The sequence below is a fragment of the Aneurinibacillus migulanus genome (assembly GCF_001274715.1).
Taxonomy (GTDB): Bacteria; Bacillota; Bacilli; order Aneurinibacillales; family Aneurinibacillaceae; genus Aneurinibacillus; species Aneurinibacillus migulanus.
Genome location: NZ_LGUG01000004.1, coordinates 4319022 through 4332703 on the forward strand (window position 1 = coordinate 4319022; position 13682 = coordinate 4332703).

Sequence of the window (13682 nt, forward strand, 5' to 3'; positions counted from 1 at the left end):
CAGAGACAAGCGAGAGATGCTAAAAAAGAGCTTTAGACTGAAGAATAATTTTAGAAAACAATTTTTCACTCATGTTTCTTTACCTTACTCGTATTCATTGAGTTGATTATACCTGTATCCCTATCATTTCCCCATACAAAAAACCCGAATAACGGACTTTTTTTACGTGTCCATTATTCGGGTTACAGTTCAGACTGTACAGAGAATCGACTTTCGCCTTTAAAGTTTATCTGCGTGACATCGCATCTTCAAACCATTCGCTACCAGCCTGCAGCAAATGTTGTGGTAACTGTGCTTGCAAATTATCGTTTAACCAGGACAATGTTTTGCTTTTTAAATAGTCTTTCATTTTTTGTTCAGCCTCCACCATTACTTTATGTATAGTACATGGGGCTTTAAATAAATCTGAAGGCGATTCATTATTCTGGAGGATAATACAGCTTTGCCGAATCTCCGTGCACAGGAAGTGTGGCTGCGTTCCTTCAATCGCCTCAACCACATCTAAGAATGTAATATCTTCAGGAGATTTTGCTAGCCGGTACCCGCCTTTGGAGCCAGGGATAGAGTGAACGATTCCTGCCTTTTTCAGTTTGGTGAATGCCTTAGACAAATACGTTTCAGAGACTCCTTGAAATGCAGCCAAATCTTTTATCCCTACGCTAGTTCCCTTGGGAAGATGGATTAGATATGTTAAACAATGGAGTGCGTATTCAATACCGATGCTATATTGCATATGGAACTTCTCCTTTAGTGATATACATCTTTATTTAATGGCAATATATATGTCCACTTCTGCATTGTTACGATCCAGACTTCGCTCATCATATAATTCAAAGTCGTATGTAAATGCCCTTTCCATATCCGATTCTTGAAACCAACTCCAAATAAAAGCCCATGCTTCCGGTACAACTGTAGAGATGTCTCCTTTATTTGAAGTAAAAACAGCATATGTACTATGTGGAATTCGCTTAGCTACCATTCCATCTGGTACGTTTGAGAAATTGCTAACTTGTGAACCAATAATGTAGGAGTACTTTCCATGAACACCATTTTCATAATCTGTATATACGCTAAGTATCTGGTTTTCCCGTTGCTTATTCGGAATGTCTTTGTCTATTTGCTCTGTAGCAAATCTCCCCCATAATTTTGGTATTTCTCCATTTCCCTCCGCTTCTCTTTGATTCGTTGTCTGCGTCGCTACTCCAATAACATTCATTTCGTTACTTGTTATAATTCTAGGATCTATCATAAAAACCTCCAAATTAGATATATTATAGATATATATTAACTATAATATATCTAATTGTAAAGAAATTCTTTCCATTTAGAAGTACAGTTGTAAATCTATATAAATCGCGATTAGCTTTTCTACATACTTATGTCTCTCAAAAGTTGTCTATACTGGTGCTAAAACCAACGGACAAGGAGACGATACGTAATGAGAACGTTAAAAATTACCTGTAATCATGGTTGGACAGTTGAAGCGCTACGCACATACGAACGTACACTTCAAACGGTGAAACTTCGCCATCGTGTCATGGCGGTTCGCCTGGTCATGGAAGGCCAGAAAGGCGTAGATGTCGCTCGGTTCCTGGGCCTTCATCGAGATAGTGTGTCTACTTATGTCAAAAATTTTACTACCGGTGGAATGGAGGCTCTTTTGAAACAAACACCTCCGCCAGGTAAACGCCCTTATCTCACAGAAGAAGGATTTGGTCTGGAGTCTTGCTGGAATACACGCATTTTATAGTACGTAATTAAAGACAAGTTCGCCGTTACCATGAGCCAAAGCGGGATTACAGATTTGCTTCATCGCCTACACTTACGCTACACACGGCCTACCTATACGCTGGCGAAAGCGAATAAAGAGAAACAGGAGGCTTTTGTCCAACAGATGAACTGGATAAAAAAAACCTCACCGATAACGACGTATTGATTTATGAAGATGAAAGTCGAATCCGTGCCTATCAAGTGCTTCATGCCACCTGGAACGAACGAGGCAAGCAGAGAGACATCCGGGTCACCATGCCTATGTGGGCTTATTCGGCATGGTTAACGTTCATACGGGTGATTTTTTCCGTCAGCCTGCTTCGCAGTGTAAAACCGCTGATTTCCAGCGTTTTTTGATGGCGATTCTCGAACGATACGAGGGCAAACGCGTCATCCTTGTCATAGACAATGCCCGTATCCACAAAGCAAAAGAGCTGCAGCCTTTTTTTGAAACAAACCGGGAGCGACTTTTCTGTATCTATCTGCCGCCTTACTCGCCCAATTCCGGTCGAGCGCATGTGGAAAGGGCTAAAGGAAGTCGTCATCGCCAATCGTTTTCATCCTACACAAGCTTCGATCGCACAAACCGTTGATGATTTTACTCATTACGTAGAAGAAAACATGGAAAGGGTATTGTCACGTATTGCAAACGTTCATTTGTCGAATTCTTAATCGCGATTTATATAAATTAAGAAAATAAAAGCCAATCAAGATTTCGTTATATCTTGATTGGCTTGTTTATTTTTATTATTTAAATAGAAGGTTAATGAGAATCTCTTATGGGCGCACTCTATCATTAGAATAACTCACCTGAAAGAAAAAGTCTATTTATTTTTGAAGTTATCCTATATATTTTATATAAATTACACTTGATAGTTTGACAAGGGAGTGTGGTTGAAAGGAGGAGATTCGGAAAAAAGAAGAGGGTGGATGCGCCCTGCGCTCCGGCAGAAAAAAGGCCAGCGTGTCTTTTTCCGACCGCTCCCGCCCGCCGCCCTTCCTTCTTTTCTTCCCTCTCACCATAAAAATTTGTCGATTTATCAAATTAGATGTATATAGTTACTGCTTCCGCGGGGCAGCATTTATAGGATATTTACCATTAATAATAAATTCTTCTAAAGGCTGGTGTGACACGTATATGAAAAAACGAAGACTAGGTCAATTAGAGGTATCCGCTTTGGGTCTTGGATGTATGGGGATGTCTGAATTTTATGGCGCAACCGATGAGAAAGAATCCATATCAACTATTCATAAGGCACTTGACTTGGGTATAGACTTCTTGGATACTGCTGACATGTACGGTGTTGGCGGCTCAAATGAAATCCTTGTTGGTAAAGCTTTAAAGGGAAGACGTTCCAAAACCATTGTAGCCACTAAATTTGGAGTTGTAAGGGATGCACAGGGCAACGTTACTGGAATAAATGGACATCCAGAATACCTGAGAAAGGCTATTGATGAAAGTTTACGCAGGATAGGAACGGACTATATTGATTTGTATTATCAACACATGCTCGATCCTAATGTACCTATTGAAGAAACAGTAGGAGCTATGAGTGAGCTTGTAAAAGAAGGGAAAGTTCGCTTTCTTGGACTTTCTAATGTAGGGACAGATACACTCATCAGAGCCAATAAAATCTATCCCATCACCGCCTTACAAGTTGAGTATTCCTTGTGGAGTCGCGAGATTGAACAAGTATTACCAACGGCAAGGGAACTGGAAGTAGGTATTGTCGCATATAGTCCTCTTGGAAAAGGATTTTTAACAGGAAGAATAACAAGTTTCGAAGATTTTTCCGAGCATGATATTAGGCGTCACTTCTCACGATTTCAAGGTGAAAATTTCAAGAAAAATCTTGATTTGGTTTCAGAACTTAAGGAAATTGCACGCGAAAAAAGGATTTCCCCCTCTCAAGTGGCTCTCGCTTGGGTTTTACTTCAAGGAGAAGATATTGTGCCAATTCCAGGAACTAGAAGAGAAAAAAATCTAGTTGAGAATAGTAAGGCATTGGAAGTCATATTAAATGAAGAAGACCTCATAAGAATTGACAATATTGCCAGACAAATCGTGGGAGACTTTGAAATTTCAAGCACCACCCTAGATAATCTATAGCATAGATAATCTCCCGAAACCACAGAGTACGTCTAATTTAGTGCACAACCTTCGGCAAGTTGTAAAAATTTCTTTTAGGGTTTGTTTTTATAACTTTACTTTTATATTAAGGTTTTTGGTCTTAGTGTGAGAAATGTGAAGGTTACTTTTTTGGAGCAAAAACAACCGTCTGTATGGCATCTATATAAATTACACTTGATATTTTGACAGGGTAGCGTGGTTGGAAGCAGGTGATTCAGAAAAAGAAGAGGTTGGATGCGCCCTGCGCTCCAGCAAAAAAGGCCAACGTGTCTTTTTCCGACCGCTCCCGCCCACCGCCCTTCCTTCTTTTCTTCCCTCTCACCACAAAAGTTTGCCGATTTATCAAATCAGATGTATATAGTTATTACCATGCCTTATCCAAAAACGGATGGGAAGAATGCGTGAAAATTCATCGAGAACGGAACAGGCTTGGAGGCAAAAGAAAAGGTATCTGTTTCACTTTTATCACCATTTACTTTGCGGATGGTGTCAGTTTCGTTGGTATTCCCCCATCGCTATCAAGCTAGGAGCAACAAATACCCCCAAAGCAAAAAAATGCACTATTCTTTCTCTATGACCCATAGAAAGGACAGTGCATTTTTTATGACTGCTTCTATATCTCAAGTGTGGGGCTGAAATAAAGTTTAACCATTTATAAAAAAGTTGCACCGTTTTACCCCTTTGGATATGTTATCTAAAGGGGTATTTTTATAGTGAAAGGAAAAGAACATCTGAATTAAAAGGTGGATTAAGGAACTGTTGAATAACAATAGAGTTGTTCCATTAAAGGGTCAAATTGTTGAAGAAGTGATAGGGGGAATTTGTAACGATAAGATAGTTTTAGCAAGTTAGCTGGGATAACTGCTTTGATTTTATCAGTCACTTCTGAAATGACTCTGGAATCTAAAACATAAGGAGACGTTTGTTGAATATGCGGCAAATGAATGATTATATTGCTATAATTCGTTGATTGAATTTGATAATCGATTATATAAAAGTATTGCAGGAGAGGCGTTGTTTTTGGTGCAAAAAACTATTTTACTTGTTGAAGATGATCCAGCTATTAGTGATATGGTAAAAATATATTTAAATAATGAGGCCTTTAATGTTGAATGTGCCTTTGATGGCGAGGCGGCAGAGAGCGCCTTTAAGCATGCGCATTATGATTTGGTTTTGTTAGATTTAATGTTGCCAAAGTTAAATGGTATGGACTTTCTTAAAATGGTACGAACTAAGAGTTACGTTCCAGTAATTATTATGTCAGCAAAAGACAGCGATGTTGATAAAGCGTTAGGGCTTGGTTTTGGGGCGGATGACTATATCACTAAACCATTTTCAATGGTCGAACTTGCGGCAAGGGTGAAAGCTGCTATAAGAAGATCGACACAGTACATAGTCAACCAAACAGAGTTAAGTAAATCAATAATTAAAGTACATGAGATTGAGCTGGACACAGAGAATCATCGCGTCATGAAGAGGGGTGTAGAGATCAATTTAACATCTACGGAATGGAAGATTCTTCACTTGTTTTTTGAAAATCAGAAGAAGGTATTTACAAAAGAACAAATTTATCGTTCTGTTTGGGAGGACGATTACTATGGTGACGAAAATGTTATTAACGTTCATATAAGTCGCCTAAGAGAAAAAATTGAAGATACCCCATCTAAACCAACCTATATTAAAACATTATGGGGGATTGGATACAAATTGGGAGAATTTTAAAATGATTGCCGTATTAAGCTGTCTCGTTATCATCCTTCTTATATGCAATGTTTTCCAATACCAAACCAAAAAGGCAAGAAATAAGGACCTTATCTATATAACAAATAAACTTGAACAAATAACAAGATCCCACTCAAAGGAACAGATTCTAGTCGTATCTGAAAATAAGCAGCTGATTAACCTTCTCATTCAGTTAAATCAACTAATAGATGAGAATAAAGAAAATTCACGGCAGTTTGTAAAAATGGAAGCCTCGATGAAACGGATGTTGGCTAACATATCTCACGATCTAAAAACACCTCTTACGGTGATTGCAGGTTATATTGAAATACTTCAGAACCAACCTTATATTAATGACCAAGAAAGAACACGGTTACTACAAAAAGTACATACTAAATCTTTAGAACTCATTACGCTAATGAATACTTTTTTTGATTTAGCTAAATTAGAGTCCGGTGATAAAGAGGTTCCGCTTGAAAAAGTTAATTTAACCGAGATTTGTAAAAATAATATTCTATTATTCTATGAATGGATCCAAACAAAAGGACTAGAAGTTGTCATCGAGATACCAGAAAAGGCTATTTTTGCACTAGGAAATGAGGAAGCATTAAACCGTGTATTAAATAACTTGATTTCAAATGCTATTCGCTATGGTGCAGATGGGAAGATGATCGGTTTAAAGGTATTTTGTGATGAAACGCACGTATATGTTGAAATATCTGATAAAGGAAAAGGGTTGAATGAAACCGAGCAGGAAAGTGTATTTGAACGTATGTTTACACTTGAAGAATCCAGAAACAAAGCATTTCAGGGTAGTGGTTTAGGTTTAACCATTACAAAAAGACTTATTGAAGAGATGGAAGGAAACATTTCCGTACAATCAAAATCGTTTGAAAAAACGTCATTTACATTTTCATTGAAACGACTCAAGGGATAGCTATCTCTTCTCTTAAGATTTTTGTAAGAATTAAGGCAGAAAAAAGTAAGAGTCTCTCGATAGAATAAAAGCAGCTAGAATAACGAGGAGGGTAATAATGAGCTATGTTGTACAAACAAACAATTTGACAAAAAAATTTCAAGAGAAAGATGTTGTTTCCAATGTAAATATGAACATAAAAAAAGGGGAAATATATGGGTTTCTCGGAGCCAATGGTGCAGGTAAGTCAACCGTTATGAAAATGCTGACAAATATGATTAAACCATCATATGGAGACATTACGATCTTCGGGGAACCACTAAAACATAATTCATTCGATTATTTAAAGAGAATAGGAAGTATGATTGAATATCCGATCTTTTTTGAAAAAATGACGGTTTTAGAAAATTTAGAGCTACATTGTGCCTACATGGGATACCATAATAAACAGGCTATTCGTGACGCTTTGGACAGGGTTGGTCTTGAAAATGTAGAAAATAAGCTTCCGAAAAACATTTCATTGGGGATGAGACAGCGCCTTTGTGTCGCAAGAGCTATTATTACAAAACCGGAGTTTTTAATTTTAGATGAACCTATAAACGGATTAGACCCTGCTGGAATTAAGGCTATGAGACAGTTATTCAAAATGCTTAATAAAGAATACGGAATGACTCTTTTAATTTCCAGTCACATTATTGGTGAAATTGAGCAGATTGCAGACACAATCGGTGTCATTAAAAGCGGTAAGCTTATTGAAGAGGCGCCAATGGATGCGATAAAGGCGAGAAATACAGAATATATTGAGTTAGTGACAAGTAATCAAAGAAAAGCAGCCATGATTCTGCATGATAAACTGGGTATCAATAACTTAAAGGTAATTGATCATCAAGTCATTCGAATCTATGCCACAGAAGTGCCTCAATCGGCCATCTCTAAGACATTAATACTGGAAGATATCAGCATTGAGTCTATTAATAAAAAACGGACATCATTAGAAGAATATTTCATAAAAAAAGTTGAGTTAGATCAGCCCACGAGTTAATTCTTGGATGAAGAGAAGAGTTTTCAATAAAGTAACATACTAAAAGTTAAGGAGCGGCTCACTTTGTTTCATTTAATAAAACTTGAATCAAAAAAGAATAAATTAGGATGGTTTATCAAAGGTGCTATTCTTGCGAATATAATCATTCTAGGTTTTTTATGTATAATTCCTGCAATTGAAAATAGTGAAGGCATCCAAACATTCAAAACAACGACAGAATTTTTTACGATAAGTGGAGCCTTTGTCAGAGGCATCTTTATTGTGTTTGCCGCTGTGCTCATTTCAAAAATGATTATTGATGAGTTTAAGAATCGAACGATACTTGTCACGTTTTCATATCCAATCAATCGAAAAAAGATCCTTAGTGCAAAATTGATTCTTATCTTTTGTATGACATTCATTACGATGGCAATCTCTAATATAGTAGTGATTGTTTGTTTTATTGGATTGAATCAAATCTTTCATTTTACTTCTGTAATAAGTTTTACCACGATCGATTTTTTTGCGGAGATATTAAAAGTAATCATGTTTAGCCTGGCGAGTGCAGGGGCGGCACTTGTACCGTTATATTTCGGGATGAGAAAATATTCTACACCAGCAACGATTATTTCCTCGATACTAATCGTTAGTGTGACATGCCAATCGGTAGGTCCGAATTTCTCATTAGCCAGTATTATTTATATTCCGCTTGCCTTAGCATTAATTGCTCTTGGCATTGTTGTGTCAACCATTCGGAAAATTGACTGCATTGATTTAGATTAAGTGATGGTTGTTCAGTGATTTTAAACCTATACCCGGTATTTTTATTACGATGGAATTGATACAGAAAATCCATCGAATGGATGAATAAAGGAGCATAAGAAATGGAAATAGGTATCATATTAGGAACGATATTAGGTATATTATTGTTAATTATAGGTATTGTTTCACCGCTTGTAAGTAAATGTAAAGGCGTTGGAAATAAATAGGCATGGCAGGTCGTTCTGCTTGGCTGCTGTGCTATTATGACGGCTATCGTTAACTCATTCACTCTGCTTTAAATCGCCGATTTGTATAATCAAGGGACAAGCTATGTACTAACTTATCGAGTAGACAAAAATAACAATGGTAATCCGGTTTTGATTGTCACGTTTAGCACAAGGGAAAACTTTATGACCAACTCAAAGGCGTTGTTTAAACAAACTGAAGGATCCATAAGCGTCAAATCTAAACAAACGGTTTAATGCATCAGCTGTAATCTTTCTTCAAAAACTTTTTTCCACGCTGCTCCAGGAAAAGCTCATACTCTCATCATCATTAGCTTGCGAACTTGAATCGTATTTTCACCGTTTTCGTATTTGAAAATCGGATCTTTTTTACAAGTAGATGTTGGTCCTGGTAAAAATAGCGACGGATTATATAGCACACAACGAACCAAAAGTAGAAGAAAAGGATCTTTGTATTCGTGATTTAGGATACTTCTCTTTAGGTAACTTTAAAGAAATAGAGGAACGGGACGCTTTTTACGTTTCGAGGTTAAAGGTAAATGTCCGTGTGTATGAAAAAAACGAAAATATGGAGCGATTCAAAGATGGTCAAAAAACAATCTTTATACAAAGAAATTGATATAGAAGCTATTATGGATCGTCTTGAGCCGGGAGAGATCATGGAACTTCTCGAAGTATATCTTGGAGGCGACAAAAATTACGAACACGGCTATTAATTTATAAGCTGACCGGAGAACAAACACAGAAACGACTTATAATGCGTATTCAACAAGAAAAAAAAGAAAGGCATTACCTATAAAGAGCGTACAAAACGCTTGAGTGCTATCAACATTTACATAGCGAATACTCCAGAGCAATACGTGAAAAAGGAACAAATTCATGACCTTTATGTATTACGCCGGCAAATCGAGATTTTGTTTAAGACGTGGAAATCGATTTTTCAAATCAATCGGTGCAAGTTGATAAAAACAGAGCGATTTGAATGGCATGTATATGGGCAGTTGATTGCCATTATACTTAGTTCTCCTCTTATGTTTCAAATGTGCAAACTTCTTCTGATAAAGAAAAAGAAAGAAATGAGTGAATTCAAAGCGATCTGTATTGTAAAAGGATATTTTCTATCGCTACATGATGCTTTGCGAAAACAAACGCAGGATGTCCAGCAAGTCCTTCATCGACTTTTTCAAATGATTGAAAAGAATGGGCACAAGACCCATTGGTATGAGAAGAAAACAGTGTTTGACATCCTGGGTGTAGTATATGAGCATACACAAAGACTTCACGCTGTTGCATAGAAAAAAATGCAAAGCCTATGGAGGCTTATTTAAGCATGTCTAAAATTCTTGTTGACTGCTTAAAAACCAAAAAAACTAGCCTAATTCTATTATGTATGTCATTTCTTTATTGTTAGCTTGATGGATGTGTGGTATTCCCCCTCGTAACAGAAACGGATGCCATTTTATTTTTTTAATATTCCTTTACAGGAATATTCCTTGTGATGTATATTTAAATCAACAGGAAGATAACCATAGTGATGAAGGAGATGAGATTATACCGAGAGACTATCATTTAATGAGGTGAGCGGCATGTCAGGAAAGAATCCGGGCATGGACATGACGACACTGAGAGCTTTGGCCGAACCGAATCGTATGGATATCGTTGAACTCTTGCGCGATGGTCCCCTAACCGTGGGGGAAATCGCCGACCGGTTGGGGCTTCGCCAGCCCCAAGCCTCGAAGCATTTGAAGGTGCTTAGCGACAATGGGATTTTGGAAGTGAAGGCCGAAGCCAACCGCCGGATCTACAAGCTCCGGCCCGAGCCCTTCCAAGCGCTGGATTCTTGGGTGAAGTCCTTCCAGCGCGTCATGGAAGACAGATTCGACAATCTGGAAGACTACTTGCGGGAACTGCAAAACAAGGAAAAATCATAAGATCATTCAAATGGATGAGGAGGATTTACAATGTCAAACAACGCAATGGTTTCGAGGGTAGAGAACGAGCGGGTGCTGGTGCTGGAGCGCGTTTTCGACGCGCCGCGCGATCTCGTGTTCAAGATGTTTAAAGAGCCTGAGCATCTCAAGCGTTGGTGGGGACCGAGAGGCTGGGAGCTTCCAGTTTGCAACGTCGATTTCCGACCGGGTGGCGTTTGGCACTACTGTATGAAGTGTGTCGATCAGAACCAAGGTCAATTTTACGGCATGGAATCTTGGGGCAAAGGCGTTTATAAGGAAATTGTCGAGCCGGAGACGATCATCTACACCGATTATTTTTCGGATGCCGAAGGTAATACGAACGAGACCATGCCATCGACTGAAATCACGATGAAATTCATCGATCTGGGCGGCAAGACGAAGCTGGTCAACCGCGCTGAATATGTGTCTGCGGAGGCTCTCAAGACCGTCATGGACATGGGTATGCTACAGGGTATCACCGAAACTTGGGACCGTCTAGAAGAGCGTCTGAACGAGGTCAAGTAAGGAAATATGGGAACAGCCGCCTGGCTTTGAGAGCTGGCGGCTGTTTTGATTTTGGCGTTTTTTTGAAACCAGTGATTTAACCCTTTACCGCCCGCAAGTGCGTTATCAGTAACTATTAAAGCACCCGATTCCGCCAGTCTAATGCAATATATTAGGTAATTTTCATAATTTTCTTTGTCAGCATCGATAAAGAAAAAATCAAATCGCTTATTATCGTCGGCTAGTTTTTCAAGACTTTGCAAAGCTGGTCCGGTAATATATGATACTTGTTCGCCAAAAACAGCTTTAGATATATACATCTGATTTGATAAATCGACAAACTTTTGTGGTGAGAGGTAAGAAAAGAAGGAAGAACGGGAGGGGTCGGAAAAAGACACGTTTGCCTTTCTTCGCCGGGGCGCAGGGCGTATCCACCCTCTTCTTTCCCCATCCCTCCTCCTTCCAACCACGCTACCCTGTCAAAATATTAGGTGTAACTTATATAAATTGGGGTACCGCTAACATTTCAAAATCCAAGCTAAAAAATAAAAACAGCCTTTTTAAAGGCTGTTACCGAGTGATGACAAATTCCCTATTTTTCCGAGTTGATTGTTGCAAAACTTAGGTTTCCACGACAGTCATACCTTAAGTTGCTGGCTTGCGGGCAAATGCCAGCAACACGCCGAAAGCGATCATCAGGGAGCCACTAAGCCGATTGATCCAACGGAAAGCATTCGTATTTCTGGCATAGGTTCCAAGCCGGGCACCGATGAACGCATAGATTGCAACCGCTGCTGCTTCCAGGACCAGGTATATGATGCCCATAGTCATAAAGCTTTGAGCATAGGCGTTTGGCTCAATGAACTGCGGGAAGAACGCCGTAAATATAAGGATTGCCTTCGGGTTACCAGAGGCAACGATAAATTCCTTCTTCGCCATGTCGAACAACGAGTAATTGCTATCGAGGGTGGGTGAGGTACTTTGTGCGGGTGACTTTGTTAAAAACACCTTTAAGCCTATCCAAACCAGATATGTGGCACCAAGCCATTTGACGGCCGAGAAAAGCACCTCAGATGTCATCAAAAGTGCGCCTAGACCTAAAGCGGCGATAGCAATCATGATTACGAAAGCAACAAGTCGGCCCACAGATGCTGCGATGGCGGCGTTTGCACCATGACGTGCCCCGTTCATCAGGGACAGCAAATTATTAGGCCCGAATGCCATGTTCAAGGCGAAGCAGGCAGGGATAAACAGTAATAAGATTTGTAACGACATTGCTCCTCCTAGAATTGTAGTGATGGTTGCTTAGGCAATGGACATTGCCCGCCATTGTCTTGTACCGCAATGAAGGATTCAACTTTCTCAATCGCTGAGATGTCGGCCCTTGGTTGCATTCGAGCCGAACCACACCAGCATAGCCCAAGCCCCTTGCGTCCTATTCATGCATCCATCCTCTGTTATTGTTATACACCTTTGCTTATCATAGATTATTATACAAATTCTTAGACATTTTTACTATATATATCTGATTTGATAAATCGACAAACTCTTGTGGTGAGAGGTAAGAAAGAAGGAAGAGCGGGAGCGGTCGGAAAAAGACACGTTTACCTTTCTTCTGCCGGGGCGTAGGGCGTATCCACCCTCTTCTTTCTCCATCCCTCCTCCTTCCAACCACGCTACCCTGTCAAAATATTAGGTGTAATTTATATAGAATGTCCGTTAAACAATTTATACTGTTCGCAGGCAATCTCTATGAAGTCTTCCAAATAAGAGGATATATATTTATCCTTATGCCACGCAAGCTTAGTACATATTTGTCCCATTGTAATCGTTGTTTCCAGTTCTGTTAATCGTCCTTTTTCTAACTCTTTTTTAACTGTCATTTTTGGTAACAATGTCATACCTAATCCGGCAATCACGCACTGCTTTATCGCTTCAATACTAGCAAATTCAATTATTTGTTCTGGATAAATACCTTCTAAATTACATTGATATTCGAATTGAGTTCGATAAGAGCAGCCTTTTTCCGTTAATAATATCGTTTCTTGTGCAATATTCTGTATGGTTAAATTCTTATTATGAGTTAGATGGTGTGAAGGTGCCACTACAAATACCAAATCTTCTTCGATTAATTGCTCTGTATAAAGCATTGGTGTTTCTTTATGTGTATCTGTAACAAAAGCCAAATCCAAACTACCAGACTGCAATAAATCCTTGGCAGCCTCGATTGTATGAACAGGCTTAAACACTAGTTTCACCTTTGGGTGACGATTTTTAAACAATTGCAAAATATTTGGTAAACGATAAGTACATTGACTTTCCTGTGCCCCGATTGTTAAAACTACATTCGATTCATCTTGATTGGATAATACTCTCCTCATGGTTTCATTAAGATCTACCATCTTTTGTGCATATTGTTTTAATTGCATACCGGCCTTTGTTAAATAAATTCGTTTTCCTAAACGCTCAAATAAAGGTGTCCCTAATTCTCTCTCTAAAGACTTGATTTGAGCCGTAATGCTAGACTGTGCGTAATCTAATATTTTTGCTGTTTGCGTAAAATTTAATGTTTCGGCAGCAATTAAAAATGTATGTAAATGCTTAATATCCATATGTCGTACTCCTAAATCGGATTTATCGATTAATACAATAGAAATGT

At 38.8% G+C, this 13682-nt stretch carries 19 protein-coding genes and 3 pseudogenes; 15 read left to right on the top strand and 7 right to left on the bottom strand.

The features are described 5' to 3' along the window. Nucleotides 1–226: 226 nt before the first annotated feature. Together AF333_RS22505 and AF333_RS22510 are read right to left on the bottom strand one after the other, a co-directional pair. The gene (locus AF333_RS22505) at nt 227–733 is read right to left on the bottom strand and encodes an RrF2 family transcriptional regulator (protein ID WP_043069058.1); all 507 of its coding nucleotides are present in this window, start codon (nt 731–733) and stop codon (nt 227–229) included. Between the two features lie 30 nt (nt 734–763). Then, nucleotides 764–1249 carry a GyrI-like domain-containing protein gene (locus AF333_RS22510; RefSeq protein ID WP_043069059.1) on the bottom strand — a complete coding sequence of 162 codons (486 nt, stop codon included), beginning with the start codon at nt 1247–1249 and terminating at the stop codon, nt 764–766. Nucleotides 1250–1438: 189 nt separating this feature from the next. On the opposite strand from AF333_RS22510, the gene AF333_RS36185 reads away from it, so the two are divergent. The 4 genes and pseudogenes from AF333_RS36185 (at nt 1439) to AF333_RS36200 (ending at nt 2442) form a co-directional block, all read left to right on the top strand. Further along, nucleotides 1439–1750: a helix-turn-helix domain-containing protein gene (locus AF333_RS36185; RefSeq protein WP_052812421.1), complete on the top strand. Its 312-nt coding sequence runs from the start codon at nt 1439–1441 to the stop codon at nt 1748–1750. 30 nt (nt 1751–1780) lie between these two features. Then, on the top strand, nt 1781–1936 hold the full coding sequence (locus AF333_RS36190) for a winged helix-turn-helix domain-containing protein (RefSeq protein WP_235356741.1): 156 nt from the start codon (nt 1781–1783) through the stop codon (nt 1934–1936). A gap of 112 nt (nt 1937–2048) precedes the next feature. Then, nucleotides 2049–2213 (top strand): annotated as a pseudogene (locus tag AF333_RS36195) (transposase); the annotation flags it as partial. A gap of 4 nt (nt 2214–2217) precedes the next feature. After that, nucleotides 2218–2442 carry a hypothetical protein gene (locus AF333_RS36200; protein WP_235497027.1) on the top strand — a complete coding sequence of 75 codons (225 nt, stop codon included), beginning with the start codon at nt 2218–2220 and terminating at the stop codon, nt 2440–2442. Between the two features lie 168 nt (nt 2443–2610). On the opposite strand, the gene AF333_RS36205 is transcribed toward AF333_RS36200, so the two are convergent. Beyond that, nucleotides 2611–2814: a hypothetical protein gene (locus tag AF333_RS36205; RefSeq protein WP_235496879.1), complete on the bottom strand. Its 204-nt coding sequence runs from the start codon at nt 2812–2814 to the stop codon at nt 2611–2613. Nucleotides 2815–2908: 94 nt separating this feature from the next. Between AF333_RS36205 and AF333_RS22525 the strand changes: the two genes are divergently transcribed. Continuing rightward, the gene (locus tag AF333_RS22525) at nt 2909–3880 is read left to right on the top strand and encodes an aldo/keto reductase (RefSeq protein WP_043069061.1); all 972 of its coding nucleotides are present in this window, start codon (nt 2909–2911) and stop codon (nt 3878–3880) included. A 235-nt stretch (nt 3881–4115) separates the two neighbouring features. Here the strand turns inward: AF333_RS22525 and AF333_RS36965 are convergent, their stop codons facing one another. Next, on the bottom strand, nt 4116–4247 hold the full coding sequence (locus tag AF333_RS36965) for a hypothetical protein (RefSeq protein WP_268753635.1): 132 nt from the start codon (nt 4245–4247) through the stop codon (nt 4116–4118). Nucleotides 4248–4921: 674 nt separating this feature from the next. Here AF333_RS36965 and AF333_RS22530 point away from each other — a divergent pair. The 9 genes and pseudogenes from AF333_RS22530 to AF333_RS22560 all read left to right on the top strand — a co-directional run bounded on the left by AF333_RS22530 (nt 4922) and on the right by AF333_RS22560 (nt 11044). Then, the gene (locus AF333_RS22530) at nt 4922–5623 is read left to right on the top strand and encodes a response regulator transcription factor (protein WP_074715285.1); all 702 of its coding nucleotides are present in this window, start codon (nt 4922–4924) and stop codon (nt 5621–5623) included. A gap of 1 nt (nt 5624) precedes the next feature. Beyond that, the gene (locus AF333_RS22535) at nt 5625–6560 is read left to right on the top strand and encodes a sensor histidine kinase (protein WP_043069062.1); all 936 of its coding nucleotides are present in this window, start codon (nt 5625–5627) and stop codon (nt 6558–6560) included. A 97-nt stretch (nt 6561–6657) separates the two neighbouring features. Beyond that, nucleotides 6658–7581 (top strand): ATP-binding cassette domain-containing protein, encoded by a 924-nt coding sequence (locus tag AF333_RS22540; protein ID WP_043069063.1) that lies wholly within the window; start codon nt 6658–6660, stop codon nt 7579–7581. A gap of 63 nt (nt 7582–7644) precedes the next feature. Beyond that, nucleotides 7645–8343 carry an ABC transporter permease gene (locus AF333_RS22545; protein WP_043069064.1) on the top strand — a complete coding sequence of 233 codons (699 nt, stop codon included), beginning with the start codon at nt 7645–7647 and terminating at the stop codon, nt 8341–8343. Nucleotides 8344–8946: 603 nt separating this feature from the next. Then, the gene (locus AF333_RS37700; RefSeq protein WP_081003393.1) at nt 8947–9186 is read left to right on the top strand and encodes a transposase; all 240 of its coding nucleotides are present in this window, start codon (nt 8947–8949) and stop codon (nt 9184–9186) included. After that, a complete protein-coding gene (locus AF333_RS36970) occupies nt 9152–9283 on the top strand; it encodes a hypothetical protein (RefSeq protein WP_268753636.1) in 132 nt (43 codons plus the stop codon). The genes AF333_RS37700 and AF333_RS36970 overlap by 35 nt, the downstream gene beginning before the upstream one ends. A gap of 63 nt (nt 9284–9346) precedes the next feature. Beyond that, a pseudogene (locus AF333_RS22550) lies at nt 9347–9862 on the top strand (transposase); the annotation flags it as partial. A gap of 291 nt (nt 9863–10153) precedes the next feature. Next, nucleotides 10154–10498: an ArsR/SmtB family transcription factor gene (locus AF333_RS22555; RefSeq protein WP_043069065.1), complete on the top strand. Its 345-nt coding sequence runs from the start codon at nt 10154–10156 to the stop codon at nt 10496–10498. Between the two features lie 30 nt (nt 10499–10528). After that, the gene (locus AF333_RS22560; protein WP_043069066.1) at nt 10529–11044 is read left to right on the top strand and encodes an SRPBCC domain-containing protein; all 516 of its coding nucleotides are present in this window, start codon (nt 10529–10531) and stop codon (nt 11042–11044) included. Between the two features lie 74 nt (nt 11045–11118). Here AF333_RS22560 and AF333_RS33150 read toward each other — a convergent pair. Then, nucleotides 11119–11337 (bottom strand): annotated as a pseudogene (locus AF333_RS33150) (O-methyltransferase); the annotation flags it as partial. An 11-nt stretch (nt 11338–11348) separates the two neighbouring features. On the opposite strand from AF333_RS33150, the gene AF333_RS36210 reads away from it, so the two are divergent. Further along, nucleotides 11349–11648, top strand: a complete 300-nt coding sequence (locus AF333_RS36210; RefSeq protein WP_235497028.1) for a hypothetical protein — start codon at nt 11349–11351, stop codon at nt 11646–11648. Between the two features lie 20 nt (nt 11649–11668). On the opposite strand, the gene AF333_RS22570 is transcribed toward AF333_RS36210, so the two are convergent. Next, nucleotides 11669–12298, bottom strand: a complete 630-nt coding sequence (locus AF333_RS22570) for a LysE family translocator (protein WP_043069068.1) — start codon at nt 12296–12298, stop codon at nt 11669–11671. Nucleotides 12299–12726: 428 nt separating this feature from the next. After that, complete coding sequence (locus tag AF333_RS22575; RefSeq protein ID WP_043069069.1) at nt 12727–13635, bottom strand: LysR family transcriptional regulator; 909 nt, start codon at nt 13633–13635, stop codon at nt 12727–12729. Between the last annotated feature and the right edge of the window lie 47 nt (nt 13636–13682).

Bases quoted from the DNA above. Each gene is read 5' to 3' on its own strand.
- AF333_RS22555 (WP_043069065.1), top strand. From the start codon at position 10,154: ATGTCAGGAAAGAATCCGGGCATGGACATGACGACACTGAGAGCTTTG.
- AF333_RS22575 (WP_043069069.1), bottom strand. From the start codon at position 13,635: ATGGATATTAAGCATTTACATACATTTTTAATTGCTGCCGAAACATTA.
- AF333_RS22510 (WP_043069059.1), bottom strand. From the start codon at position 1,249: ATGATAGATCCTAGAATTATAACAAGTAACGAAATGAATGTTATTGGA.
- AF333_RS22560 (WP_043069066.1), top strand. From the start codon at position 10,529: ATGTCAAACAACGCAATGGTTTCGAGGGTAGAGAACGAGCGGGTGCTG.
- AF333_RS22525 (WP_043069061.1), top strand. From the start codon at position 2,909: ATGAAAAAACGAAGACTAGGTCAATTAGAGGTATCCGCTTTGGGTCTT.
- AF333_RS22505 (WP_043069058.1), bottom strand. From the start codon at position 733: ATGCAATATAGCATCGGTATTGAATACGCACTCCATTGTTTAACATAT.
- AF333_RS22570 (WP_043069068.1), bottom strand. From the start codon at position 12,298: ATGTCGTTACAAATCTTATTACTGTTTATCCCTGCCTGCTTCGCCTTG.
- AF333_RS37700 (WP_081003393.1), top strand. From the start codon at position 8,947: ATGTTGGTCCTGGTAAAAATAGCGACGGATTATATAGCACACAACGAA.
- AF333_RS36970 (WP_268753636.1), top strand. From the start codon at position 9,152: ATGGTCAAAAAACAATCTTTATACAAAGAAATTGATATAGAAGCTATT.
- AF333_RS22540 (WP_043069063.1), top strand. From the start codon at position 6,658: ATGAGCTATGTTGTACAAACAAACAATTTGACAAAAAAATTTCAAGAG.
- AF333_RS22535 (WP_043069062.1), top strand. From the start codon at position 5,625: ATGATTGCCGTATTAAGCTGTCTCGTTATCATCCTTCTTATATGCAAT.
- AF333_RS36190 (WP_235356741.1), top strand. From the start codon at position 1,781: ATGAGCCAAAGCGGGATTACAGATTTGCTTCATCGCCTACACTTACGC.
- AF333_RS36185 (WP_052812421.1), top strand. From the start codon at position 1,439: ATGAGAACGTTAAAAATTACCTGTAATCATGGTTGGACAGTTGAAGCG.